Below are 24,019 nucleotides of genomic sequence, written 5' to 3' on the forward strand. Positions count from 1 at the left end.
TATGAGACGATCATCAAATCCAACATTAAATCCAGCTGTATTTTCGAAGCTTCAAGCTGCAGAAGGGGATGGTGTTATGACGGTTCAGGGAGCGGTTAACAAGGTTTTTGCGCTTCTTTTTTTAGTTATGATTACAGCTTCTTGGTCTTGGGGGAAAATTTTTCAGCCTGCTTCAACCCTTGGCTTAAATCAGGAAGGTGTACCGATTTCTAGTACATCGATGGGTCTTGTTATGGTTTGCGCTATTGTTGGCTTTATAATTGCGCTTATAACTATTTTTAAGAAACAATGGTCACCGCTTACTGCTCCTGGCTATGCGTTATGCGAAGGTATTGTTTTAGGCGGGTTTTCGGCAATTTTTGAAATGCAGTATCCTGGCATTGTTCTTCAGGCCGTTTGTCTTACTTTTGGGGTTTTGTTTTCTCTGCTGTTAATTTATAAATCTGGCTTGATAAAGGTGACTGAAAAGTTTCGTATGGGCGTTGTTGCTGCAACTGCAGGAATCGCTGTTGTTTACATTCTAAATTTTGTTTTAGGATTTTTCGGAATACAGTTACCTTTTATTTACGGAGCAAATACCTTTGGAATTGTTTTTAGCTTATTTGTTGTTGGAATTGCCTCATTAAATCTTGTCTTAGATTTTGATTTTATTGACCAGGGTGCTGCACATCGTTTACCAAGATATATGGAATGGTATTCTGCTTTTGGCATTATGGTTACTTTGATTTGGCTTTATATTGAAATCCTTCGGCTACTTTCAAAGCTTCGAAGACGTTAGTAAATAGTTACTCAGACTTACTCAAGATTACTCTTAATATATTATAGATCTATATTCATATATTCCCAGCTTATTATAGAAATAGCTTAGACTTACCCAAACTTACTTTAATTACTATATATCATTACCTAGAATATTATTATTGTATTAATAGAATGATTTTATAGTATTAAATACTTACTCAAACTTACTTATCAATATGTTACTATGCAGATAGATTCATATTTAACAGTATCGAATCATATATATTCATTTTAATACTTTAGAGTAAAGCTTGAGATTTCCTGATAAATTGGACCTGTTTGAGAGAGAGTGGTTTTGAAGAGGGTCAGCGAATTGATGTTCTTTTTGATTTCTTTGTTAAAGTCAAAATCCTGAATATCTTTCTTTAGCTGATCCATCTTTTTTAGGTTTTTAATTCGCCCTAATGTGATATGGGCAGAAAATTCTCTTTCTCTAAGAAATCCAACTTTAGCTAAGGAGATGCTTATGTCATCCGCAAGATTCTTAAGATTGTTTTCTTTTTTGTTGATTCCAAGAGAGATAATCTTTGGGCTTTGCGCAGGAAACATTTCAATTCTGGTTGTTTTGATAAGAAAGGGATGATGATTCTTGGAAATGTTCGTAATAGTTTTTGAAATAATTTCAATTTGACTTTGATCGATGTTTCCTAGAAATTGAAGTGTGATGTGAGTATTCTCTAGGTTAACCCATTTGATATTAGCGTGATATTCTTTGAGTTTATCCTGAGCCTTTAGGATAAGGGATTTTATTTGTTTATTAAATTTAATTGCGATGAAGGCGCGTATTCTTTGGTTATTCATAAAGAAGAACAAAAAGAAGTTCAAGAGCTTTTTTGCAGATTTTTGATTTGATTGCTAGACGAGATCCTTTGAATTGACACTGAATGCAGATGTCTTGTTTTTTTGAACTTCCTGCAATAAAAACAAGACCTACAGGTTTGTTTTTTGTTCCTCCTGTTGGGCCGGCAATTCCTGTGATTCCTATGCCGTAGTCAGCGTTGAGTGCTTGGCGTGCGCCATTTGCCATTTTTATTGCGACTTGGGAGCTAACAGCACCATAAGTTTTAATTAAGCCAGAAGGGACTTTTAAGAATTTTATTTTGGCTTCGTTCGAATAAGCAACAATTCCTGTTTTTAGGAATTTGGAACTTCCGCTGATATTTGTTAAACGATTTGAGAGAAGTCCGCCAGTACAAGATTCTGCAAGAGACAATGTCTTTTTATTTTTGATAAGAATTTTCGCTATTTTTTGTTCTATAGGCATATATCCATTATAGGGAACAGTAAATCGTTTGACAACATAAACATCTTGAATTTTTAGTCAAAAAGACTTATAATTCGTGTTATTCTTTCGAATAACTAATATATATATTTAGATTAATAATAAAAAAGGACGGAGTATTATGAGCAATTCAATAGAGGAAATTATCAAGGATCTTCAACAGGGTAAGATAATTATTGTTATTGATGATGAGGGTCGCGAAAATGAAGGTGACCTTTTGATTGCGGCGGAATTTGTTAGTGCTGAGGATATTAATTTTATGGCAAGAGAAGCCAGGGGACTTATTTGTATGCCAATGGAAGGAAAAAGGTTGGACGAACTTCGGCTTCATCCAATGGTTTCCGCTGGTAGCGATTGGCAGGATGAGGGCAATACTGGGTGGACCGTTTCGGTTGACGCGGCCAATAATTCAACAACTGGAATTTCAGCTGCTGATAGAGCGCAAACGGTAAAAGTTTTAATTGATCCGAAAACAACTCCAAAGGATCTTATTAGGCCAGGACATTTATTTCCATTAAAGGCAAGAGAAGGTGGTGTTTTAGTTCGCGCAGGGCATACGGAAGCAACTGTTGATTTGATGAAGATTTCTGGACTTTATCCAGCTGGGGTTATTTGTGAGATTATGAAACCAGATGGAACGATGGCAAGAACTTCTGAGCTTAAAGAATTTGCAAAAAAACATAATTTAAAAATTTGTACTATTGATAGTATTATTGAATATCGAAGAAAAAAAGATAAGTTGATTGAGAAGTCAGGAGAGGCAAAGCTTCCAACAATACATGGCGATTTTCAAATGATTGGATATGATTCAACTGTTGATGGAGTTACTCACGTTGCGCTCGTAAAAGGAAACGTTTCGGATGGAAAACCTGTTTTGGTTCGCGTGCAATCTGAATGTTTAACTGGCGATGTTTTTGGATCAAGGCGATGCGATTGTCGTGAGCAGTTAGATGCAGCTTTAGAGGCGATTAAAAAAGAAGGTTCTGGTGTTATGCTTTATATGCGACAAGAAGGTCGAGGCATTGGATTGCAAAATAAAATTAAGGCGTATCATCTTCAGGACCAGGGTATGGATACTGTTGAGGCAAATGAAGCATTAGGGTTTGGTGCTGATTTACGTGATTATGGAATTGGCGCTCAAATTTTAGTTGATCTAGGCGTTAAGGAAATTAGACTTTTAACGAACAACCCAAAGAAAATTGTTGGACTTGAGGGTTATGGTCTTAAAGTTTCTGAGCGCGTTCCTATCGTTGTTCCTCATAACGAAAAGAATAAGAATTATCTAAAAACTAAAAAAGAAAAGCTAGGTCATTTTCTAGAGTCTTTGAGATTTTAATATGGCAAAAATAATTAAAGGGGATTTGAAAGGAAAAGGTATCAAGCTGGGCGTTGTTGTTTCCCAGTTTAATGATTTTATTACATCTAAGCTTTTAGATGGATGTCTTGAAGAGCTGTCTAAGAATGGTGTTAAGAAAACTGATGCTACTGTTGTTTTCGTTCCGGGGGCGTGGGAGATTCCTGTTGTTGCTCTTCAATTAGCTAAAAATAAAAATATTGATGGAGTCATTTGTCTTGGCGCTGTGATTCGTGGAGAGACAGCACATTTTGATTTTGTTGCGCGAGGTGCGTGTGATGGTATTCAGAAAGTCGCACTTTCAACAGGCAAGCCCGTAGTTTTAGGTGTTCTAACGACAGATACAATAGATCAAGCGTATAAGCGCTCTAACGAGAATAACAATAAAGGGTGCGATGTTGCAAAAGCAGTTCTCGAAATGGTTGATGTCTTTAAGAAGTTAAAGAAAATATAATCTTAGGTCTTTGATTAGAATTGGATTCTATAAATGCGAAAACGAACATTAGCTCGTGAATTAGTTTTAAAAGTTCTTTATCAGGCTGATATAAGAAAAGAGTCTATGTCACTACTCGCCAAAAGCTTTTCTGACCTTTCTGAAATTAATGATAGCGAAATTAAAGATTTCGCTTCTGTCCTCATCTCAGGTATCGAAAAAAATTTAAAAGACATTGATGCAAAAATTTTTAAATACGCATCTAATTGGGATATAAGCCGCATGGCTTTTATTGATCGCAATGTTTTAAGAATGGGTATTTTTGAATTGCTCTATATGCCGGATGTTCCATCGAAAGTTTCTATTAATGAAGCGATTGAGCTTGTTAAAAAGTATGGGGATATTGAATCTAGCAAGTTTGTAAATGGAATTCTAGATAAAGCACACAAAGAGAATCCCGTTGTGAAAGATAAAAAATCGTGACGTTGTTTGCTGATCTTCATATACATACAAATTATTCGGATAGTAGTTTAACGCCCGAGGAAGTTGTTCAAGAATCTTTGAATGCTGATTTAAAGTGTATTGCCATCACAGATCACGATACCTTTGAGGGTGTGGCTCCTGCTCAAAAGGCAGCTGACTCGAAGAATCTTGAAATTATTTCAGGTATTGAATTTTCTTCGGAGCTAGATGGCAAAGATATCCACATTCTTGGATATTGTCTGGATTGTAAAAATAAAACGCTTTTGGATAAAATTGAAGAAATGCAAAATACGCGAGTTGCTCGTATTGAGAAAATGATTGAGAAGTTAAAAGGTGTTGGTATTGACAATATTTCTTTGGACGAAGTCTGTTCTTTGACAAAAACAAAATCAGTAGGACGTCCTCATTTAGCGTTTGTTTTAAAAGAGAAGAAATGGGTATCTTCAATCAGAGAAGCTTTTGATCGGTTTTTGGCTGACGATGCTGTGGCATATGTAAAAAAGTATAAGCAGACGCCCGTTGAAGCAATTAATCTTATTCGACTATCTGGAGGAGTTGCTGTCTTAGCTCATCCTATGAGTACGCGTTGTGATGAAATAATTCCTGGGCTCGTTAAAGCAGGACTTCAAGGATTAGAAGTGTATTATCCGAATTGGTCTAGGTCTGTAATTGAGTATTACGAAAAGATTGGAAAGAAAAATAATTTAATTTTAACAGGTGGGTCGGATGCGCATGGAGAAGGAAAAGATAATACGTTTATTGGAAAAGCAAAAGTGCCCTATGAAGTTGTCGAGCAGCTAAAGGCAATGGCGGGAAAATAAAATGAAATTAAATTCTGATACAACTTATATGAAAATGGCATTAAATTTTGCGCTTAAGGCGAAAGGTCAGACTTCGCCTAATCCTATGGTTGGGGCTCTGATCGTTAAGAATAATCGTATTATTGCTAAAGGATATCATCGGCGTTGTGGGGCTGATCATGCAGAAATTGAAGCTTTAAAGAAAGCTGGACGTTTTTCTAAAGGGGCAAAGCTGTATGTTACTCTTGAGCCATGTGGGCATTTTGGACGAACGCCGCCTTGTGTTGATGCAATTATTAACAGCGGTATTAAAGAAGTTGTGATTGGGACAGAAGATCCAAATATAAAGAATAACGGAAAATCAATTCAAAAGTTAAATAGAGCTGGCGTTAAGACAAAAGTTGGGATTTTGGCTGATGAGCTTTTTCAGATGAATGAGGCTTTTTTTAAATATATTAAAAAAGGGATGCCGTTTGTTGTTGTTAAATGTGCTCAGACAATGGATGGAAAGATTGCAACATCTAACGGGCATTCAAAGTGGATTACGAGCGAAGAAACGAGAAAATTAGCGCATGAGTTGCGTAATGATTTTGATGCAATTTTAGTTGGAATTAATACTGTTGTTAAGGATAACCCTTTTTTGAATGCAACGAAAGAATCAAAAGAGTTAAAAAAGATTATTGTTGATTCGTCTTTGAGGATTTCTTTAGGTGCGAATTTGTTTAAAAAAACAAATTCTCACAATATTTATATTGCAACAACTGAATCTGCAAGCATAAAGAAAATTGAAAATTTTAGAAAAAAAGGGATCAATGTTTTTGTTTGTTCATCCAAGGACGGACGCGTTGATTTAAAGAAATTCTTTAAAATTTTAGCAGGTCATGAGATTACAAGTATTCTTGTTGAAGGCGGAGCAACTATCGTGGGCAGCGTTTTAAAGCAAGGGCTTGCAGATAAAATGTGGATATTTATTGCACCAAAAATTATTGGAGATCAAGAGGCGAAAAGTGCAATTACTGGGCTTGGAATAAAAAATGTGAATCGTTCTTTAAAATTAGGCGATATGCGTTTAAAATACATGAAAAGTGATATTTTTATTGAGGCTTATATAAAGTAGCTGTTAGGGAAAGGAATTTAATGTTTTCAGGAATCGTTGAAGAAAAAGGCATTGTTCAAAAGATTGAGCGAAAAGAAAATCTTATTGTCTTATCGGTTAAAGCTAAAAAAGTTTTAAAAGGAATTAAAATTGGTGACAGTATCTCGACTGATGGAGTTTGTCTTACTGTTGCGAAGTTAAAGAAAGATGTCTTTACTTTTGATATTATGAAAGAAACAATGGATAAGACGACTTTAAAATATTTAGAAGTCGGAAGCAGGGTTAATCTTGAGGGCGCGCTTCGTGTTAATGATCGATTGGGAGGTCATTTTGTATCGGGTCACATTGATGGAGTTGGGACAATTAAGAAAAGAATATCTTTGCCGAATTATGAAGAATTTCAAATTCTGATTCCAAAGAGTCTTGCACGTTATTTGGCTCCTAAAGGCTCTGTTTGTATTGATGGGATTAGTCTAACGATTGGCGAAGTTAAAGGGAACATGTTTTTTGTTTATATTATTCCGCACACTCTTAAGGTGACAACCTTGGGTTCTAAAAAAGATAATGATAAAGTGAATATTGAAACAGATCTTTTAGCAAAATATATTTTATCTGCACGCGAACAAGATCTTGTTATTGGAAAGTAACAAATAAAATGAAAAAAAGAGTTCTTATTACTGGATTGGGTGTTTTATCAAGCATTGGCAAAGGCCGTGCGGAATATTGGAAATCTCTTAAAGCCGGAAAGCCAGGCTGGGCCCCAGCGACTTTATTTGACACATCTGATCTTTCGGTTCATGAAGTTGGAGAAGTTAAGGATTTTGATCCAAAGGTGTATATGGGTCAAAAAGGTTTGCGATCTCTTGACCGTAGCACAAAATTGCTGGTTTCTGCCGCAAAACTTGCTATTGAGGACAGTCAATTTACAATTACAGAAGAAAATACTGATAGTTTAGGCGTGTCTGTTGGAACAACGCTAGGAAGCGTAAAAAGTATTAGTGATTTCCAGGAAGTCACATTGCGCGAAGGCCCGCGCTATACTAATCCAGCTCTTTTTCCAAATACGGTTATCAATTCTCCAGCAAGTCAGGTTTCAATTTGGCACAATATTAAAGGATTTAACACAACTATTTCAACCGGATTTACAGCTAGTCTTGATGCTATGAAATATGCTTATGATTTTATTCAGCTTAATAGGGTTAAGCTAGTGTATGCGGGTGGAGTTGAGGAAATGTGTAAGCAAACATTTCTCGGTTTTCATGCGCTTAAATTTCTTTCCGGATCAATAGAAAATAGTCAGTTTATTAGCTGTCCTTTTGATAAGAGGCGTAACGGTATTGTTTTTTCCGAGGGTTCATGTTTGTTAGCGATGGAGGAGCATAGTCATGCGATGAAACGAAAGGCACCTGTTTTAGGCGAAGTTTTAGGGTTTGGAACAAGTTTTGATCCGTATCGAATCAATAAGTATAATCCAAAAGCAGAGGGTCTAAGGCGTTCGATTCAATTTGCTTTAAAGGAAGCTAATCTTAAAACAACGGATATTGATTTTATTGTGTCTAATGCAAATTCAACGCCTTCAGCAGATCGAGTTGAGACCTTTGCTATTAAAGAAGTTTTTCAAAGTCATGCTTATAAAATTCCTATTAGTGCGCCGAAATCAATGACAGGTGAATCTTTTAGCGTTTCCGGTGCACTTTCTGTATCAGCTGCTTTATCTGTTTTTGAGGATGATTTTATTTTTCCAACGATTAATTATAAAGAAAAAGATTCTGATTGTGATTTAGATTACGTTGTTAACAAGTCGCGAAAAGCAAGGATTAACAATGTTCTTGTGATTATTTCATCACCGAGTGGAAATAATACATGTATGGTGCTAAGGAGATTTTTAGAATGAATTTAATCAAAGATAAAGTTGCAATCGTAACCGGTGGCTCTCGAGGAATTGGCCGCGCGATTTGCTTGATGTTAGCAAAGCAGGGATGTCATGTTGCCTTTAGCTATGTGAAAAGTATAAAAGATGCTTCTGCGCTTGAAAAAGAAATTAAAAGCTTTGGTGTTAAGTGCAAGGCATCACAGGTTGATATTAAGGATTTTGATAAAGTTAAAGAATGGACCGAGAATATCAAAAAAGAATTCGGCACATTTCATATTTTAATTAATAATGCTGGCATTATTATCGATAAGGCATTGATGCTTATGGCGCAGGAAGATTGGCAGAAAGTTATTGATACAAATTTGACAGGGGTTTTTAATATCACGCGTTGCTGTATTACTACTTTGTTAAAGCAAAAAGACGGTAATATTATCAACATTTCTTCTATTAGTGGAAAAATTGGTCTTCCAAGACAAGTTAATTATTCAGCAAGCAAGGGAGGCTTAGATGCTTTTACAAAAGCTTTAGCCAAAGAAGTTGCTGCGTATAATGTACGTGTTAATAGTGTTGCACCAGGATTTATCGAGACCGATATCTTAAAAGAATTTTCGCCAGAAGATCGCGAGAATATTGATAAGTTAATTCCAATGGGAAGAGCTGGGACACCTGAGGATGTGGCCGGGTGTGTTAAATTCTTGTTGAGTTTAGAGGCGCAATATATTATTGGAGAAAACATTCAGATGGATGGCGGATTGGCCATTCGTTAAAGGAGAGATTTTATGCAATTAAATATTCAAGAAATTAAGAAAATTATTCCTCATCGTTTTCCATTTTTACTTATCGATCGCGTGATTGATCTTGTTCCCAATGAAAAATTGATTGCGATTAAGAATGTTACTATTAATGAACATTTCTTTGAGGGCCATTTTCCAAATGAAAAGGTGATGCCAGGAGTTCTCATTCTAGAGGCGATGGCTCAAGCCGGATGTATTTATTTTTATTATAGCCGCAATCTTCAAGGAAAAAATCTTTATTACTATCTTGGCAAGGCAACTGTTAAATATTTTGCGCCTGTTGTTCCAGGAGATCAGCTTAAAATAGAAGTCACCACTATAAAATTCTTAAAGAATACAGGTATTGTTAGGACCAAAGCTTTTGTGGGAGAAAAACTTGTAACCGAAGCTGAGATTGTTTTTTCAACCAAAGAAGCATAAAACTTCTTTAAATTCCTCGATTGACTTGCCTTTCCTTAAATGATAAACTATTTCAAAACATCGTTATTGTTAACTTCGTGAACATAAAATTGATAAAAACGGGGAGTAGCGCAGTCTGGCTAGCGCGCAACGTTCGGGACGTTGAGGTCGTGGGTTCAAGTCCCACCTTCCCGACTTAATTTAGTTATGGTGCAAGCAAATATTTTTTATTCTGGAATGGTTCAGGGTGTTGGTTTTCGTTATACAACACAAAGAATTGCATTGGATTTAAATTTAAGCGGATGGGTTAGAAATCTTTCGGATGGCCGAGTAGAGGTTTTGGTTGAGGGTCCTAAGGATAAGATCGAGCAGTTAATGGCTGCATTGCAGGAACATTTTTTACAATATATAAAAAACCAACAAGTTAATTATTATTCTGCTACAGGAAAATCGTATAGTTTTTCTGTTGCTCCAACGCTATAGATATATTTAACTGGGTTATTTATGAGATATGCTATTTTTTCCGATATTCACGGAAACCTTGAAGCACTCAATGCTGTTTTAAAAGACCTTCAAGGTCAGCAGATTGATGATTATTTTTGTTGCGGGGATATTGTTGGTTATGGAGCTGACCCTTCAAAATGTATTCAAAGAATTCAAGAGATTAAAGCCGCCAATGTTGCTGGTAATCATGATTGGGCCGTTGCCCAGAAAAGTCAGTCGACTCGTTTGAATGCTTTTGCACGAGAATCTATCCTCTGGACGATTGGAATGATTTCTGATGAGGAAAAGAAATTTTTATCAGAATCAAATTTGGTTCTCAAAAATGATGACTTTGTTTTGGTCCACGGGACTTTGAATAATCCCGAGATGTTTCACTATCTTCTTAGCCTTTTTCATGTTCAGTTAACATTTTCTTTGTTAGATCGATTAGTTTGTTTTGTTGGGCATTCACATGTTCAAGAAGTTTTTGTTGAAAAAGAAGATACGGTTGACCGGATTGATTCGTATTCAATTGATCTTGATCCAGAATGTCGGTATCTTGTAAATGTAGGAAGTGTTGGACAACCTCGGGATAGGCATCCTGATGCAGCATATTGTGTTTATGACACAAAAGAGAAAACGATTGAGCTTAAGCGTGTTTCGTATGATATTAAAAAAGCTCAAGATAAAATTATTGCCGCTGGTCTTCCAGAGGTTTTGGCTTCCCGTTTATTTTTAGGGTTATAGTTATGAGTGATCAAAAAAGAAAAGAAATCGAGCAGTTACGCAAAGATCTTGAATATCATAATTATCGATATTATGTTTTAAGCGATCCTATTATTTCAGATAAAGAGTATGATGATTTGCTTAAAAGTTTGCTTGATTTAGAAAAGAAATCTCCCCAATATTTCTCTAAGAATTCTCCTACTCAGCGTGTTGGCGTTAAAATGGAGTCTTCGGGCGGAGGCGTCACGCATAGTTCAAAAATGTATTCTTTGGATAATACATATTCTATTGATGAGTTACTTGAATGGAAAGCAAGAGTTGAGAAAAATTGTCCCAATCAAAAGATTCAATATACAGTTGAGCTCAAAATCGACGGTGTTAGTGCTTCTTTGAGATATCGGGAAGGACAGTTTGTTCTTGGCGCAACACGTGGTGATGGAGTGATAGGAGAGGACATAACGGCAAACTTAAGAACCATTCGCTCTGTTCCTTTGCAAATTTTATCAGGTGATTTGAAGAGTATTCCAAAGAATTTTGAAGTGCGTGCCGAAATTTATATGACGAAATCTGACTTTGAAAAACTTAATGAGCAGAGGAAAAAAGAAGGGGAACCAATTTTTGCAAATGCCCGTAATGCCACAAGCGGATCGGTAAAACTTTTAGATTCAACGGTCACTGCTAAACGGCGGCTAAGTTCTTTTGTTCACTCTAGGGGAGTTTTTGAAGATAATTTAGAGGTGGCATCTCAGTGGGATTTTTTGAATTTAATGAAAACTTGCGGGTTTTGTGTTGATCCTAATAGCCGATTGTGTAAAAGTTTTGAAGAAGTTGTTTCGTATTGTAAGGAATTTGAGAGCAAGCGAAATAAGATTCCGTATGAAGTTGATGGAGTTGTGATCAAGGTCAATTCTTTTCGTCAGCAGGAAAGCTTGGGCGCGACTTCAAAAAGTCCACGATGGGCTGTTGCGTATAAATTTCTAGCACAGCAAGCGACCACAACAATCAAAGATATTGTTGTTCAGGTTGGCCGCACTGGAGTTTTGACGCCTGTTGCTGAGCTTGAACCTGTGGAATGTGCTGGGGTTACAATTTCTCGTGCAACGCTTCACAATTTTGATGAGATTGAACGACTTGGCGTGCAGCAGGGTGATCGTGTTTTGCTTGAGCGTGCCGGTGATGTTATTCCTAAGATTATTAAGGTCATTGATTTCTCGAAAAAAGAGAGTCGGTTACCGTTTTCTGTGCCTAAAAAATGTCCTGAGTGTGAAAGTGCGGTTATTAGAGAAAATGATGACGAAGTCGCGTATCGTTGTGTTAATTTGTCTTGTCCAAAGCAAGTTGAGCGCAGGCTTATTCATTTTGCATCGCGTAACGCAATGGATATCGAAGGGCTAGGCGAGTCTGTTGTTAAGGAGTTGTTGGAAAAGAAATTAGTTCAAAGTTTTTCAGATATTTATATATTAAAAAAGAAAGACCTTTTAACTTTAAATTTATTTAAAGAAAAGAAAGCAGATAATCTTCTTAAGGCAATCGAAAAGAGTAAGAAACAGCCTCTTGCGCGATTATTGTTTGCGTTAGGTATCGAGCATATTGGCGAAAAAGCAGCCTATGTTTTAGCGACTAAATTCTTGAATATGGAGAATATTTGTAACGCAAGATTCGACGATTTCACTTCTATTGCAGAGATTGGCGACGTGATGGCGGAGTCGTTGATACGTTTTTTAAAACAAGGCGTAACAAAAAAGCTTATATCGCAGTTAAGAAACTTTGGTGTGAATATGGCGCAGCCAGAAGAAAAAGAAAAAGGGACTGTTTTAAGTGGAAAGAAGTTTGTTTTAACAGGTGAGTTGAAGCAATGGACTCGAAATGAGGTAACGGCTATTATAAAAAAATTAGGAGGAGATATTGTTGGATCGGTGAGCAAAAACACAACTTTTGTTTTAACTGGGGAGAATCCTGGATCAAAATACCAGAAAGCCTTGAAGTTAGGCGTTTCTATTTTAAGTGAAACTAAATTTAAGGAGATGATTGATGCGTAAAATAAAAATGAAAAATGTCGGTGTTACTGTTCTTTTGTGGGTACTTGTTTGTTCTATTTTGGTTTCTGGATGTGAGCCACTTAGAAAGAAGTTTACTCGAACAAAAAAGACGAGCGTAGAAAGCTCAGAATTTGAACCGATTTTAAGTCCTATCGAATATCCAGAAAGGGTTTATGATCCTGTTGCAGATTACAAGTATCGTCTTTCGCTTTTTCGCGTTTGGCAAAAAGAATTTATTTCTGGCATTCAAGATAATACGCATACTAAACGGCTTCAGTATTTAATGAATAGCATTCTGACTCAAGTGGAAGAAATGCAAAAGCTTTTAGTTGGCAACAAAGCCGTTGAGTTAGGCAAGGAAATTAAAGTTCTCAAAGAATGCCAGGATGGATTGAATAAGCCAGAAGCTTTTCAGGATTTGCAGGCTATGGAAAGAAAGATGAAAACAGTTTCAAAATCGATTATTGCTAATTTTTCGTTTAAATCTGTGGAAGGTGATATTAAAAAATAAGTATTTCTTATGAAAGAGTATCTTCAGGAGTTTCTTAATCATTTATTTGTTGAGCGCGGATTAGCTAAAAATACAATCATGGCTTATCAGCGTGATCTTATGCAATATATTCAGTATTTCTCTCGCCGAGGTATTAAAGATCCAGATGCCATAAAAAGAAGCGATATTACAGGGTATATGGAAAAACAGAAGATAAGGGGTCTTTCGGCTAGCTCGATTTGCCGTAGTTTGGCGGCAACAAGAATGTTTCATCGTTTTTTGGTTCGAGAGCGATTAGCTAAAGAGGATCCGACACATCTTTTAGAGACACCAAAGATGTGGCAGCGAGTTCCAGACGTTTTAACGTCAAACGAAATTGAAGAGATTATCAAAACTTCTCAGGGACGTAAGTGGCAGCAGATTAGGGATAATGCTATTTTGGAGCTTTTGTATGCAAGCGGTATGCGCGTTTCTGAACTTGTTGATTTAAAGGTGGAGAGTATTAACACAGAAATTGGCTATGTTCGATGTATTGGAAAAGGTCAAAAAGAACGCATTGTTCCCATCGGACGAAAGGCGAGAGATTCTATTATCAAGTATTTAGAAAAAGTTCGAGGCAAGCTTCTCAAAACAGAGTTTAGCTCGTCTTTGTTTGTTAGCCGTTTGGGAAAAAAGATAAGTCGTCAGAGTATTTGGAAGATTATCAAACATTATGCAAAGCTTGCGAACATCAAAAAAGAAATCAAGACGCACACCCTTCGTCATTCTTTTGCGACCCATCTTTTGGAGCATGGTGCTGACTTGAGGTCCGTCCAAGAAATGTTAGGACATTCAGATATATCAACAACTCAAATTTATACTCATGTTGACAGGGAGCGATTAAAAACGGTTCATAAGCAATTTCACCCAAGGCCTTAAGATGACAAAGATTTTATTTCAGAGCTTACCAGATCATATTTTAAAGTTAATTAAGAGCATTGGGGCATACGCTGATCAAAGAAATGTCTCTGCTTATCTTGTTGGTGGAATTGTACGAGATTTAATTTTAGGAAAAGAAAATCTTGATATTGATATTGTTTTAGAAGTGAATGCGATCGATTTTGCAAAAACTTTTGCCAAGGAAAACGGTTTTTCTTTTGTTGCGCATTCAAAATTCATGACCGCATCAATGCATCAAGAAAATAATATTCGAATTGATTTTACAACGGCTCGCAAAGAGAGCTATTCTTCCTCTGGTGCACTTCCAGATGTTTCGCCGGCAACAATTCAAGCAGATCTTTTTCGAAGAGATTTTACCATGAACGCTATTGCTGTTTCTATTAATAAGGGCAAATTTGGCGAAATTGTTGATTTTTATGATGGTCAAGGTGATTTAGAGCAAAGGAAAATTAGAGTATTTCACGATAAGAGTTTTATTGACGACCCAACTCGAATTTTAAGAGCGATTCGTTTTGAGCAGCGTTTTGATTTTGAATTAGACGTAGATACAATGAATATTTTGAAAGATACTCTTGAGCAAGATATTATTTATAACGTGACTCTAGGGAGATATTTTGAGGAGTTTAAGAAAATTTGCGAAGAACAAAGCCCTGCTAAATGTTTAAGGCGATTGTTTAGCCTTAAAATATTGCAAAAAATTTTTCCTGATTTTTCTTTGGATGAAGATCGATTGAAGCTAATTGAATCAATCGAAATATATTTGAGCGTCTCGAAATTAGAGAATTTTCCTGTATCCCGATGGCTTGTCTATTTTATGGCATTTGTTGATGATCTTTCGCTGAAGGATACAAAAAATTTATTAGACAAATTCTTGATTCCAAAAAAGGATCAGAAGAAAATTATTTCACTAAAGACGCAGCGTGAAATTATCGAGCGATTGTGCTATGAAAAAATGAGGCCAAGTCAAATTCAAAAGGTTTTAAGTGATCTAAGTAACGAAGAGATTATCTTTTTTTCTTGTAGAAATAATAATCCATCTGTTAGTAAGTGTATTGACAATTTTCTAGATCACTATCGATGGGCGACACTATCGATAAGTGGTGAGGATTTAAAGGAAATTGGTTTTAAAGATGGCAAAAGGATTGGAGTTATTCTAGAGTATTTATTGGCTAAGAAAATCGATGGTAAAATTAAAACAAAGAAAGATGAGCTTCGAGAAGCGGAAAAGGAATTTTACACTCGTAGCTTGTGAGGGGGTTTTATGGAACGAATTGATCGTGTTAATCAAATGATTAAAAGGGAAGTTTCTAACATTATTCAGCGTGAACTAGAAGATCCTAGGTTGCATCTTGTTTCGATTAGCCGAATCGAGGTTAGCAAAGATTTGCATCATGCGAAGGTATATTTTACTGTTTTAGGTGAAGAAGAAAGAATTGAGAAGGCGCAAAGTGCTTTTGATAGTGCACGCAGCCTTATTCGAAAGCGCGTTGCGCAAAGGGTTCGTTTAAAATTTATTCCGGAATTAGATTTTTATTATGATAAATCGTTAGAATTTAACATTGAACTTACGAAGGAAGCGGAAAGGTTAAACGATGAACATTAAGAGAATCTCTAGCGCAATCAGGAAGTCGCAACGAATTTTAATCACAGCTCATGTTAGTCCAGACTTGGATGCGTTGTGTTGCGAGCTTGTTATGACTGATTATTTAAAATCTATTGGCAAGAAAGTTTTGATTGCTAATGCTGATGGTTTGCCAGATATGTATCAATTTTTAAAAGGTGGTAAACAAATTAAGAAAGTACAGAAAATATCTCGTCAATATGATTTGGTCATTATTTTTGATTGTGGAGATTTAAACCGCATAGGAAGCATCAAAGATATTTTGCCAAAGAATGTTCCGATTGTTAATATTGATCATCATGTGACAAATAAATTATTTGGCACATATAATTTGGTTAAGCCTAAGGCTTCTTCAAGCGCAGAGGTTTTATTTGAGTTTTTAATGAAAGAGAAATTCGCACTTACTAAAAATATAGCGGAACTTCTTTATTTAGGAATTTTAACGGATACAGGTTCTTTTCGCTATCAGACAACAACCGCCTATACGCATGAGATTGCCGCAAGGCTCTTAGAATTTAAGCTCCCGGTTTATCCTTTGTATAATCAGGTTTACGAGAATCTTAGTGAAAGCGATTTAAAGATTTTTTTGGAAGCGGTGAAAAATTTTACGTCTATTGAGAAGGGAAAGATTTTATGCGTTGAATTAAAGAAAAGAATTTTATTAAAGGCAGGGGAAAGATTTGATTTGAGAGATAAGATTTTTTCATTTCTTAGAATGATTAAAAATAATGAAGTGATTGTTATTTTTACAGAAGTTTCTTCTTTATTAACAAAAGTAAACTTTCGATCTTCTGGGAGAATTAATGTGGCATCAATCGCAAGTCAATATGCAGGTGGGGGCCATAAGGCGGCTAGCGGGTGTCGATATCCAGGAAACTTAAAGAGTGCTAAAAAAAATGTGTTAGCGCTTTTAAGAAAACAATTTTAAATGATAAAAAAAGATAGCAGTCCAATCAACGGTATTTTGGTTATTAACAAGCCTTCTGATATGACATCTCATGATGTTGTCGATGTTGTGCGCCGAAAATTTAAAATGAAGCGAGTTGGTCATGCGGGAACTCTGGATCCTTTAGCGACCGGTGTTTTAGTTATGCTGCTTGGAAAAGCAACAAAGCGTTTTGTTGAATTTTCTTCTTTTGACAAAGCTTATTTTGCTACGATGGTTCTTGGGCTAACAACGGATACAGCTGACGTCAGGGGAAAAGTGATTGATAAAAAGTCCTTTGATCATGTGAGCGAGAAATCTTTTAGGGAGGCATTAGCGCATTTTACTGGAGACATTGATCAAATTCCGCCGATGGTTTCTGCGCTTAAGCATAACGGGAAACGATTATATCAGCTGGCGAGAGAAGGCATCAAGGTTGATCTTAAAGCTCGCCGCATACGAATTTCTTTGCTGGAACTTGTTGATTTTTCTCTTCCTAATGCAAAGATTTTCTTGGAGTGTTCCAAAGGGACTTATGTTCGAAAAATTGCTGAAGATATTGGAGAATTTCTAGGTTGCGGTGCTTGTATTACGCAGATCCATCGAACAAAAGTCGGGCCTTTTGATATCAAAGAGGCGAAAGATTTGAATGACGTTTCGATTGATGATGTTCGAAAAATTAATGAAAATGATAAAATCTGTTTGTAAGTTATGAAAATTCTAAATCATTTACCTAAAACAAAAATAAAAAAACCTGTTATTGCTATTGGTGTTTTTGATGGTCTTCATTTAGGTCATCAGGCGCTCATCAAGAAAACTATTAAAAAAGCTCGCGCAATTAATGGCACACCGATTGTCATGACTTTCTTTCCTCACCCTGTTCAGGTTCTTAATAAAAATATGGATGTCTCACTTTTAGTTTCTTTAAAGCATCGATTGCAGCTTATTGAAGATTTAGGGGTTCTTGTTTGCGTGGTTATTCGTTTTACAAAGAAATTTTCTTTGTTAAGGCCAGAGGAATTTGTTGAGAAATATTTGTTTGATTCATTTAAGTCTGTTGAAATATTTGTTGGGGATGATTTTCATTTTGGGAAGGAAGGACTTAGTGGCGGAAAAGCTTTAAAGAAAATTGCAAATGCATTTGGTATTCGAGTTACGATTGTTCGATCTGTTGAGTTTAATAAAAAAAGAATCAGTAGTTCGCTTTTGCGAAAATTAATTGTTCGCGGAAAATTAAAAGAGTCAGAAAAGCTTTTAGGCAGAAGAGTCTCCACCTTGGGCAAAGTTGTGCACGGGGATCGTCGAGGTGCTCGCATCGGAACGCCGACAGCCAACATTAATCCTGGGCGAGAAATTTTACCTCCCTCGGGGGTTTATCTTGCGCAAGTTCGATCAGAAAATCAGATTTTTAATGCGATTGCCAATATTGGCCGGAGGCCTTCGTTTAAAAAAGAAAGTAAAATAAATTTAGAAGTTCATATCTTTGATTTTAAAAAAAGAATTTATGGTAAAGAGATTGAGGTTTTATTTTTACAGAAGATCCGTGATGAGCAAAAATTTAAAACAACAAAGTTATTGATTGAACAAATCGAGAAGGATAAGAAAAAAGCTCTCCGCTATTTTTCGCAAAAGAAGTTTTGATAAGATTCACTCCACTTTTTTAAAGTTTACATAAAACGTACATTCCCAGATAGCCCTATTTTTTTTGTCCAAAATACTACAATATTTAGAATATTAGTTGATAGTTCATACAACTTGTTGTGGTGCATAAAAATACAATAATTATGTATTGACATGTCCACGTACATTCTATATACTCATAAATGTGGAACAGAGTGGAGCAAAGTGGAGGAAATGAAAAATGTTTTATGGTGAACATACACATGGAATAGACCGAAAGGGTCGCCTTATTTTGCCTGCTCGTTTTCGAGATGTTGCTAAAGAAAACGGGATCGACCGTTTTTTCCTTACTCGCGGCTTAGATAAATGTATTTTTATGTTTACAGAATATGAATGGGCTGCTCAAGAACAAAAATTTAAAGGCATGTCTTTTACAAAGCGGGAGAGTCGTAGTTTTAATCGCATGTTTTTCTCCGGCGCTGTTGACGTTTCTCCTGACAAACAAGGTCGTTTTATTATTCCAGTATATTTAAAAGATTTTGCTCAAATCAAAAAAGACGTTATCGTGATTGGCGTTTCCAATCGTATCGAAATTTGGGATCAAAAGGTCTGGAAAGATTTTTATAGTGATTCACAAAGTTCTTTTGAGCAGACCGCAGAAAACATATTGGACATTTAACTATGGTTACTATGGCAAACGATATTAAACATATTCCAGTTATGATGAAAGAGATTCTTCAGCACCTAAATTTCTCTGAGGGTGCGTGTGTCTTGGATTGCACGCTTGGATTGGGGGGTCACAGCAGGGAAATCGCAAAAAAAATAGGACCTCAGGGTCTTTTGATCGGGATTGATCGTGATGAAGATTCAATTGCGTTAGCTCAGCAAAATTTAGAAGATTTTTCCGGTAGATGCGCTTTTGTCCAAAAAGATTTCAGAGATTTAGATGTAGCGCTGGATGGTTTAGGCATTAGTCAGGTTGATGGAATTTTGTTTGATTTAGGTGTTTCTAGCTATCAGATGGATACAGCGGAAAGAGGATTTAGTATTCGCTCAGTTGGGCCTTTGGATATGCGCATGGATCGAAATAGTTTTATTTCAGCATATGATTTGATTAACTCATTATCAAGTAAAGAAATTTCTTTAATTTTAAAGAATTTTGGAGAAGAGAGGTGGCATGATCGTATTGCGGATCATTTGGTTAAGAGCCGTGTTAAGCACCCTATTCAATCAACGGAAGAGCTTACGGAAATTATTTTAAAGGCTATTCCACGCCGCTTTCAAGATCACCATATTCATCCGGCAACGCGAACATTCCAGGCATTTCGCATTGCTGTTAATCGTGAATTAGAGGCAATTGAGATTGCTCTTAAGAAGGCGATTCGATATTTGCGTCCAGGAGGAGCGATTTGTGTGATCTCATTTCATTCACTGGAAGACCGTATTGTTAAAGAAAAGTTTAAATATTTTGCTAAAGAACAGATGCTGGAAATCATTACAAAAAAACCGCTTCGCCCAACCGATGAAGAGATCGAACGCAATGCTCGCTCGCGATCTGCTCGCTTGCGTGTTGCGCGGCGAATTAAGAAATAGAAAAGGAAAATAAATGAATTTTAAAAAGTTTTTAACTGCTATTTTATGTGTCACAGCTGTTGCGTTAATTTATATTCAAATGCAGGTAAAAATTTATGATTTTGCTTACCAGGGTAAAAACAAAGAAAAGGAAATCTTTAAACTTATTGATGACAACGGTCATGTCGTTTATAATATTGCTAAGCTTAAGTCATCAAGTTCTTTGAGTGAGCGGTTTCTGGCGAAGAATTCGGATATTGATTTCTTAGATTCTCAACATATTGTTCATTTGAACGTACCAACTCAGCTTGCTGCCAATAAGTCTTCGGATCAGAATTCAGTATTCAAAAGAACAACTGGTCTTTTAGCCAGCGTTTTTTCATTGAAATCTGTAGCAGAAGCAAAACCAATACGATAAACCAATATAATAAAATCTGTGTATTTTAAAAGACACTCACTTCGTTTTGTTTTTTTATTCCTCTTTTTTTTCTGTTTATTAATATTCTTTTTTATTAAGCTTATTTTTATCCAAGTCTTTAAGTCAGAATATCTTTCTGGGCTTGCTGATCGTCAGCATAGTCATATCTTGCGTTTGGAGCCTAAAAGAGGGACGATTTATGACCGAAAATTTAGGCCATTAGCCTTAAATGTTGCGGCATACTCTCTGTATGCCTCGCCACGCTCTATGAGTATTGAGCAAAAGGCAAAAGCTATTAAAGCTATCCATGAAACGCTTGGGCTTGAGGAAAGTTTTTTAAAAGATCGAATGAGTCGCGACAAAAGCTTTGTTTGGATTTCGCGCAAGTTATCACCTGATCAAGCTGATAAAATAAAGGCACTTGATTTTAAAGGTTTGAATTTTATTAAGGAAAGCCGGCGTTATTATCCTGGTCAAACGTTAGCCGCGCATGTGATTGGGTTTGCTGGCATTGATAATTATGGATTGGAAGGCCTAGAGCTAGAATACAATGACTCTTTGTCTGGGCAGTTTGGGATGGCGCAAATTTTACGGGATGCCAAGCAGCAGGAGCTTTTGATTCAAGAAAGTTTTTTACTTCCTAAGCATGGGTTTGATTTAGTTTTGACTATTGATGAGACAATTCAGTATTTTGCTGAACAGGCTTTGGAGAAGGCTTTTGAGAAGCATCATGCGAAATCTGCTAGTATTATTGTGATGGATCCAAAAACAGGTGAAATTTTAGCGCTTGCTAATCGACCTACTTATAATTTAAGTGATTTAGAATCGAGTTCTGTTGATAACCGACGGAATCGGGCTATAAGTGATATGTATGAGCCTGGATCTGTTTTTAAGATTGTAACTGCGTGTGCTGCAATAGAAGAAGAGGCGTTTAGCGAGGATGATAAAATTTTTTGCGAGAACGGAGAATATAAGGTCGCTAATCATGTTTTGCATGATCATCACCCGCAAGGAATGTTAACTTTTAAAGGAGTTATTGAACAGTCAAGCAATATTGGGACAGTTAAAGTTGCTCAAAAAATTGGAGGAGAAGCGGTCAATCATTATGCTCGATTATTTCAATTTGGAAAAGCGACCGGTGTTAATTTGCCAGGGGAAGTTTCAGGCGTTTTAAAGCCTGTTTCGCGGTGGTCTGGAACTTCAATTGGGGCTGTTCCTATTGGTCATGAAATAGGGGTAACGGCATTACAGCTTGTATGTGCTGTTTCAGCTATTGCCAATAACGGTATCTATATGAAGCCGTTTATTGTTCAATATATTAGAGATCAAAACGGAGACGTAGTTGAAGGTTTTTTTCCTCAGCCAATCACGGAAGTTACTAGCCCTGAGACTGCGATGCGGGTTAAAGATATTTTGGTCGGAGTTGTCGATAATGGAACTGGTAAAAGAGCTCAAATTAAAGGCGTGAAAGTTGCTGGTAAAACAGGGACGGCTCAGAAGATTGTTGATGGCCTTTATTCTCACAGTAAGTTTTATGCAACATTTATTGGGTTTGCACCAGCGGATGACCCCAAGATTGCGATGGTGGTCTTTTTTGATGAGCCTCATCCTGATCATTATGGCGGAACAGTTTCGGCACCAGTTTTTAAGGAAGTTGCAGAAAATGTGTTAAAATACTTAAAGGCAAATGAAGAAAATTAAGGGTAGAGAAAATGAAGTTAAAAGATTTAATTAAAGATATTTATCAGAAAGAGATTGAAGAGCATTTTTTACTTTATGATGTTCAATCTATTTCATGTGATTCTCGAAAAGTTGATCAAGGTGGGCTCTTTGTTGCGATCAAGGGAGCTCGAAAAGATGGTACGGATTACATTGAAGAAGCTGTGGCAAAAGGTGCGGTTGTTGTTGCTGTTGACGGCGAGCAATCGATTGACCTTTTAAATAAAAATATTTGTATTCTAAAAGTTGAGGATACGAGAAAGTTTTTGGCGGATGCAACAAATCGAATTTATGACTTTCCTTCAAAAAAAGTGCAATGTCTTGGAATTACCGGCACAAATGGAAAAACAACAATTTCTTATCTTATTGAAGCAATTTTAAAGACTGCTCGACAGAAATGCGGCGTTATAGGAACGATCAACTGTCGCTACGGGGAACATATTGTCCCAATTGAAAACACGACGCCGAGCATTGTTGATATTTGTCATTATTTAACCGACATGAATGAGAATGGTTTTTCATATTGCGCTATGGAGGTTTCGTCTCATGCTCTTGATCAGGGCAGAGTTTCTGGAATTGATTTTAAAGCTGGCATTTTTACAAATTTAACACAAGATCACCTTGATTATCATCAGAGCATGGAAAGTTATTTTTTGGCAAAATCAAAGATGTTTTCTTCTCTTTTATTAGATTCTTTTGCCATTGTTAATATTGATGATTTTTGGGGTCAAAAGATAATTGAGCGAACAAAAGCCAAGGTTGTTTCCTATGGCGTTGAAAACAAAGCTGACATGATGGCCTTGAATATTGAATCAACGTTGTTTGGGTCAAAATTTATATTAAAATTAGGTCAGAATGAAACTGAAATCGAGACAACGCTTATTGGAAAGCATAATGTTTATAATATTTTAGCTGCGGCAGCGACTTGTTCCTGTATTGGTGTTCAACTGGAAGATATTCGATATGGTGTTGAGCATCTTAATTGTGTTCCTGGAAGGCTTGAGCCTGTTATTGCAGGGCAAGATTTTTTTGTTTTTGTGGATTATGCTCATACAGATGACGCTTTGAAAAATGTTTTGACAAGTCTTCGATCGGTTACGAAGGGGAAGCTTGTTGTTGTCTTTGGCTGTGGCGGGGATCGCGATAAGGAAAAAAGGGTTAAAATGGGAAGTGTGGTAAGCAGTCTTGCCGATTTTTCCATTATTACAAATGATAATCCGCGCAGTGAAAACCCTGAAGATATTGCACATAAAATTGTATCAGGATTTGACCATGATCGTTATTTGATTATTCTAGATCGTCGTCAAGCAATCCAAAAAGCATTTTCTATGGTTGAAAAGAACGACATCGTTTTAATTGCTGGCAAAGGACACGAAAATTATCAAATTTTAAAGAATGAAACAATTTCCTTTGACGATCGAAAAGTTGTTCGAGAATGTTTATCATGATGAATGTTAAAGAAATTATTAAAGCAACAGGTGGACATCTCGTGTATGGAGACCTTAATCAAAAAATTAATGGTGTGTCCACGGATTCTAGAACAGTTCTTAGAAGGAATCTTTTTATTGCTTTAAAGGGGAAGAAGTTTGATGGGCATCGTTTTTTATCTTCCGTTGTTCAGAAAAAGGTAAACGTTCTCTTGGTTTCTCAAAAACCAAAGAAATCTTTTTTAGGCGTTTCAGTTATTGTTGTTAAAGATACCGCCGTTGCCCTGGAGTGCCTTGCTCAATTTCACCGATTAAAATTTCCTATCCCGATTATCGCCATTACTGGAAGCTCTGGAAAAACAACAACTAAAGAGCTGATAGCGTCTGTTTTAAAAAAGAAATTTAATGTTCTCAAAAGTGTAGCAACAGAGAATAATTTTATCGGTGTTTCAAAAACATTATTAAATCTTCGCTCGAAACATGACATTGCAATTTTAGAATTTGGGACAAATCATTTTGGTGAGATTGAAAATTTAACTCGTATCGCTCATCCTACTATTTCTATTTTGACAAATATTGGAGAGTCTCACCTCGAATTTCTAAAAACACCAGCTGGTGTTTTTAAGGAGAAAAAGGCAATTTATAAAAATTTAAATCGAGAGGGAGTAGTGATTTTTAACGAGGATGATCTTTTTTTAAGAAAGATACGCTTTGAATGTATTAAG

Annotated in this window: 28 protein-coding genes and 1 tRNA gene; 27 read left to right on the plus strand and 2 right to left on the minus strand. The window is 36.3% G+C overall.

Translation table 11 applies throughout. The annotated features are described in order from the left end of the window. Position 1 precedes the first annotated feature (1 nt). Entirely contained in the window at positions 2 to 778 is a 777-nt protein-coding gene (locus PHY73_02845; GenBank protein MDD3374645.1) for a Bax inhibitor-1/YccA family protein, read from the plus strand. 254 nt (positions 779 to 1,032) lie between these two features. Here the strand turns inward: PHY73_02845 and thpR are convergent, their stop codons facing one another. Together thpR and PHY73_02855 are read right to left on the minus strand one after the other, a co-directional pair. Continuing rightward, entirely contained in the window at positions 1,033 to 1,602 is a 570-nt protein-coding gene (gene thpR / locus PHY73_02850) for an RNA 2',3'-cyclic phosphodiesterase (GenBank protein ID MDD3374646.1), read from the minus strand. After that, entirely contained in the window at positions 1,595 to 2,065 is a 471-nt protein-coding gene (locus PHY73_02855; GenBank protein MDD3374647.1) for a CinA family protein, read from the minus strand. Before PHY73_02855 ends, thpR begins: the two co-directional genes overlap by 8 nt. A 139-nt stretch (positions 2,066 to 2,204) precedes the next feature. Between PHY73_02855 and PHY73_02860 the strand changes: the two genes are divergently transcribed. The 26 genes from PHY73_02860 to PHY73_02985 form a co-directional block, all read left to right on the plus strand. Then, positions 2,205 to 3,419: a bifunctional 3,4-dihydroxy-2-butanone-4-phosphate synthase/GTP cyclohydrolase II gene (locus PHY73_02860; protein ID MDD3374648.1), complete on the plus strand. Its 1,215-nt coding sequence runs from the start codon at positions 2,205 to 2,207 to the stop codon at positions 3,417 to 3,419. Between the two features lies 1 nt (position 3,420). Further along, a complete protein-coding gene (ribH, locus tag PHY73_02865; GenBank protein ID MDD3374649.1) occupies positions 3,421 to 3,891 on the plus strand; it encodes a 6,7-dimethyl-8-ribityllumazine synthase in 471 nt (156 codons plus the stop codon). Between the two features lie 33 nt (positions 3,892 to 3,924). Continuing rightward, the gene (gene nusB, locus PHY73_02870; protein MDD3374650.1) at positions 3,925 to 4,353 is read left to right on the plus strand and encodes a transcription antitermination factor NusB; all 429 of its coding nucleotides are present in this window, start codon (positions 3,925 to 3,927) and stop codon (positions 4,351 to 4,353) included. After that, positions 4,350 to 5,174, plus strand: a complete 825-nt coding sequence (locus PHY73_02875; protein ID MDD3374651.1) for a PHP domain-containing protein — start codon at positions 4,350 to 4,352, stop codon at positions 5,172 to 5,174. The genes nusB and PHY73_02875 overlap by 4 nt, the downstream gene beginning before the upstream one ends. 1 nt (position 5,175) lies before the next feature. Next, the gene (ribD, locus tag PHY73_02880) at positions 5,176 to 6,270 is read left to right on the plus strand and encodes a bifunctional diaminohydroxyphosphoribosylaminopyrimidine deaminase/5-amino-6-(5-phosphoribosylamino)uracil reductase RibD (GenBank protein MDD3374652.1); all 1,095 of its coding nucleotides are present in this window, start codon (positions 5,176 to 5,178) and stop codon (positions 6,268 to 6,270) included. 20 nt (positions 6,271 to 6,290) lie between these two features. After that, positions 6,291 to 6,896 carry a riboflavin synthase gene (locus tag PHY73_02885; protein ID MDD3374653.1) on the plus strand — a complete coding sequence of 202 codons (606 nt, stop codon included), beginning with the start codon at positions 6,291 to 6,293 and terminating at the stop codon, positions 6,894 to 6,896. Positions 6,897 to 6,904: 8 nt separating this feature from the next. After that, positions 6,905 to 8,143, plus strand: a complete 1,239-nt coding sequence (locus tag PHY73_02890) for a beta-ketoacyl-[acyl-carrier-protein] synthase family protein (GenBank protein MDD3374654.1) — start codon at positions 6,905 to 6,907, stop codon at positions 8,141 to 8,143. Continuing rightward, complete coding sequence (locus PHY73_02895; GenBank protein MDD3374655.1) at positions 8,140 to 8,889, plus strand: 3-oxoacyl-ACP reductase FabG; 750 nt, start codon at positions 8,140 to 8,142, stop codon at positions 8,887 to 8,889. Before PHY73_02890 ends, PHY73_02895 begins: the two co-directional genes overlap by 4 nt. A 12-nt stretch (positions 8,890 to 8,901) precedes the next feature. Then, a complete protein-coding gene (gene fabZ / locus PHY73_02900) occupies positions 8,902 to 9,336 on the plus strand; it encodes a 3-hydroxyacyl-ACP dehydratase FabZ (GenBank protein ID MDD3374656.1) in 435 nt (144 codons plus the stop codon). Positions 9,337 to 9,435: 99 nt separating this feature from the next. Next, positions 9,436 to 9,510: transfer RNA gene (locus tag PHY73_02905), tRNA-Pro, on the plus strand. A gap of 12 nt (positions 9,511 to 9,522) precedes the next feature. Then, positions 9,523 to 9,798 carry an acylphosphatase gene (locus PHY73_02910; GenBank protein ID MDD3374657.1) on the plus strand — a complete coding sequence of 92 codons (276 nt, stop codon included), beginning with the start codon at positions 9,523 to 9,525 and terminating at the stop codon, positions 9,796 to 9,798. 21 nt (positions 9,799 to 9,819) lie between these two features. Then, on the plus strand, positions 9,820 to 10,545 hold the full coding sequence (locus tag PHY73_02915; GenBank protein ID MDD3374658.1) for a metallophosphoesterase family protein: 726 nt from the start codon (positions 9,820 to 9,822) through the stop codon (positions 10,543 to 10,545). 2 nt (positions 10,546 to 10,547) lie between these two features. Then, on the plus strand, positions 10,548 to 12,563 hold the full coding sequence (gene ligA / locus PHY73_02920; GenBank protein MDD3374659.1) for an NAD-dependent DNA ligase LigA: 2,016 nt from the start codon (positions 10,548 to 10,550) through the stop codon (positions 12,561 to 12,563). After that, a complete protein-coding gene (locus tag PHY73_02925) occupies positions 12,556 to 13,074 on the plus strand; it encodes a hypothetical protein (protein ID MDD3374660.1) in 519 nt (172 codons plus the stop codon). Before ligA ends, PHY73_02925 begins: the two co-directional genes overlap by 8 nt. 9 nt (positions 13,075 to 13,083) lie before the next feature. Then, positions 13,084 to 13,971: a site-specific tyrosine recombinase XerD gene (gene xerD / locus PHY73_02930; GenBank protein MDD3374661.1), complete on the plus strand. Its 888-nt coding sequence runs from the start codon at positions 13,084 to 13,086 to the stop codon at positions 13,969 to 13,971. Between the two features lies 1 nt (position 13,972). Further along, positions 13,973 to 15,244: a CCA tRNA nucleotidyltransferase gene (locus PHY73_02935; protein MDD3374662.1), complete on the plus strand. Its 1,272-nt coding sequence runs from the start codon at positions 13,973 to 13,975 to the stop codon at positions 15,242 to 15,244. Between the two features lie 9 nt (positions 15,245 to 15,253). Continuing rightward, a complete protein-coding gene (gene rbfA, locus PHY73_02940; protein ID MDD3374663.1) occupies positions 15,254 to 15,595 on the plus strand; it encodes a 30S ribosome-binding factor RbfA in 342 nt (113 codons plus the stop codon). After that, positions 15,585 to 16,541 (plus strand): bifunctional oligoribonuclease/PAP phosphatase NrnA, encoded by a 957-nt coding sequence (locus tag PHY73_02945; protein ID MDD3374664.1) that lies wholly within the window; start codon positions 15,585 to 15,587, stop codon positions 16,539 to 16,541. Before rbfA ends, PHY73_02945 begins: the two co-directional genes overlap by 11 nt. Further along, on the plus strand, positions 16,542 to 17,246 hold the full coding sequence (gene truB, locus PHY73_02950; protein ID MDD3374665.1) for a tRNA pseudouridine(55) synthase TruB: 705 nt from the start codon (positions 16,542 to 16,544) through the stop codon (positions 17,244 to 17,246). 3 nt (positions 17,247 to 17,249) lie between these two features. Continuing rightward, a complete protein-coding gene (locus tag PHY73_02955) occupies positions 17,250 to 18,179 on the plus strand; it encodes a bifunctional riboflavin kinase/FAD synthetase (GenBank protein MDD3374666.1) in 930 nt (309 codons plus the stop codon). Positions 18,180 to 18,399: 220 nt separating this feature from the next. Continuing rightward, positions 18,400 to 18,837 carry a division/cell wall cluster transcriptional repressor MraZ gene (mraZ, locus tag PHY73_02960; GenBank protein MDD3374667.1) on the plus strand — a complete coding sequence of 146 codons (438 nt, stop codon included), beginning with the start codon at positions 18,400 to 18,402 and terminating at the stop codon, positions 18,835 to 18,837. Positions 18,838 to 18,848: 11 nt separating this feature from the next. Continuing rightward, complete coding sequence (gene rsmH, locus PHY73_02965; protein ID MDD3374668.1) at positions 18,849 to 19,751, plus strand: 16S rRNA (cytosine(1402)-N(4))-methyltransferase RsmH; 903 nt, start codon at positions 18,849 to 18,851, stop codon at positions 19,749 to 19,751. A 13-nt stretch (positions 19,752 to 19,764) separates the two neighbouring features. Then, entirely contained in the window at positions 19,765 to 20,148 is a 384-nt protein-coding gene (locus PHY73_02970) for a hypothetical protein (protein MDD3374669.1), read from the plus strand. An 18-nt stretch (positions 20,149 to 20,166) separates the two neighbouring features. Next, entirely contained in the window at positions 20,167 to 21,849 is a 1,683-nt protein-coding gene (locus PHY73_02975; protein ID MDD3374670.1) for a penicillin-binding transpeptidase domain-containing protein, read from the plus strand. A gap of 11 nt (positions 21,850 to 21,860) precedes the next feature. After that, entirely contained in the window at positions 21,861 to 23,315 is a 1,455-nt protein-coding gene (locus tag PHY73_02980; protein MDD3374671.1) for a UDP-N-acetylmuramoyl-L-alanyl-D-glutamate--2,6-diaminopimelate ligase, read from the plus strand. Continuing rightward, positions 23,312 to 24,019 (plus strand): UDP-N-acetylmuramoyl-tripeptide--D-alanyl-D-alanine ligase (locus tag PHY73_02985; protein MDD3374672.1); only part of this gene is annotated, 708 nt, incomplete at its 3' end. The genes PHY73_02980 and PHY73_02985, both read left to right, overlap by 4 nt.

The organism is Candidatus Omnitrophota bacterium (genome assembly GCA_028693815.1).
Lineage (GTDB): Bacteria > Omnitrophota > Gorgyraeia > Zapsychrales > Aceulaceae > Aceula.

What these genes read in the sequence shown, in the direction of transcription:
- PHY73_02845 (MDD3374645.1), top strand. Translation starts at nt 2, where the DNA reads ATGAGACGATCATCAAATCCAACATTAAATCCAGCTGTATTTTCGAAG.
- thpR (MDD3374646.1), bottom strand. Translation starts at nt 1,602, where the DNA reads ATGAATAACCAAAGAATACGCGCCTTCATCGCAATTAAATTTAATAAA.
- PHY73_02855 (MDD3374647.1), bottom strand. Translation starts at nt 2,065, where the DNA reads ATGCCTATAGAACAAAAAATAGCGAAAATTCTTATCAAAAATAAAAAG.
- PHY73_02860 (MDD3374648.1), top strand. Translation starts at nt 2,205, where the DNA reads ATGAGCAATTCAATAGAGGAAATTATCAAGGATCTTCAACAGGGTAAG.
- ribH (MDD3374649.1), top strand. Translation starts at nt 3,421, where the DNA reads ATGGCAAAAATAATTAAAGGGGATTTGAAAGGAAAAGGTATCAAGCTG.
- nusB (MDD3374650.1), top strand. Translation starts at nt 3,925, where the DNA reads ATGCGAAAACGAACATTAGCTCGTGAATTAGTTTTAAAAGTTCTTTAT.
- ribD (MDD3374652.1), top strand. Translation starts at nt 5,176, where the DNA reads ATGAAATTAAATTCTGATACAACTTATATGAAAATGGCATTAAATTTT.
- PHY73_02885 (MDD3374653.1), top strand. Translation starts at nt 6,291, where the DNA reads ATGTTTTCAGGAATCGTTGAAGAAAAAGGCATTGTTCAAAAGATTGAG.
- PHY73_02890 (MDD3374654.1), top strand. Translation starts at nt 6,905, where the DNA reads ATGAAAAAAAGAGTTCTTATTACTGGATTGGGTGTTTTATCAAGCATT.
- PHY73_02895 (MDD3374655.1), top strand. Translation starts at nt 8,140, where the DNA reads ATGAATTTAATCAAAGATAAAGTTGCAATCGTAACCGGTGGCTCTCGA.
- fabZ (MDD3374656.1), top strand. Translation starts at nt 8,902, where the DNA reads ATGCAATTAAATATTCAAGAAATTAAGAAAATTATTCCTCATCGTTTT.
- PHY73_02910 (MDD3374657.1), top strand. Translation starts at nt 9,523, where the DNA reads ATGGTGCAAGCAAATATTTTTTATTCTGGAATGGTTCAGGGTGTTGGT.
- PHY73_02915 (MDD3374658.1), top strand. Translation starts at nt 9,820, where the DNA reads ATGAGATATGCTATTTTTTCCGATATTCACGGAAACCTTGAAGCACTC.
- ligA (MDD3374659.1), top strand. Translation starts at nt 10,548, where the DNA reads ATGAGTGATCAAAAAAGAAAAGAAATCGAGCAGTTACGCAAAGATCTT.
- PHY73_02925 (MDD3374660.1), top strand. Translation starts at nt 12,556, where the DNA reads ATGCGTAAAATAAAAATGAAAAATGTCGGTGTTACTGTTCTTTTGTGG.
- xerD (MDD3374661.1), top strand. Translation starts at nt 13,084, where the DNA reads ATGAAAGAGTATCTTCAGGAGTTTCTTAATCATTTATTTGTTGAGCGC.
- PHY73_02935 (MDD3374662.1), top strand. Translation starts at nt 13,973, where the DNA reads ATGACAAAGATTTTATTTCAGAGCTTACCAGATCATATTTTAAAGTTA.
- rbfA (MDD3374663.1), top strand. Translation starts at nt 15,254, where the DNA reads ATGGAACGAATTGATCGTGTTAATCAAATGATTAAAAGGGAAGTTTCT.
- PHY73_02945 (MDD3374664.1), top strand. Translation starts at nt 15,585, where the DNA reads ATGAACATTAAGAGAATCTCTAGCGCAATCAGGAAGTCGCAACGAATT.
- truB (MDD3374665.1), top strand. Translation starts at nt 16,542, where the DNA reads ATGATAAAAAAAGATAGCAGTCCAATCAACGGTATTTTGGTTATTAAC.
- PHY73_02955 (MDD3374666.1), top strand. Translation starts at nt 17,250, where the DNA reads ATGAAAATTCTAAATCATTTACCTAAAACAAAAATAAAAAAACCTGTT.
- mraZ (MDD3374667.1), top strand. Translation starts at nt 18,400, where the DNA reads ATGTTTTATGGTGAACATACACATGGAATAGACCGAAAGGGTCGCCTT.
- rsmH (MDD3374668.1), top strand. Translation starts at nt 18,849, where the DNA reads ATGGCAAACGATATTAAACATATTCCAGTTATGATGAAAGAGATTCTT.
- PHY73_02970 (MDD3374669.1), top strand. Translation starts at nt 19,765, where the DNA reads ATGAATTTTAAAAAGTTTTTAACTGCTATTTTATGTGTCACAGCTGTT.
- PHY73_02980 (MDD3374671.1), top strand. Translation starts at nt 21,861, where the DNA reads ATGAAGTTAAAAGATTTAATTAAAGATATTTATCAGAAAGAGATTGAA.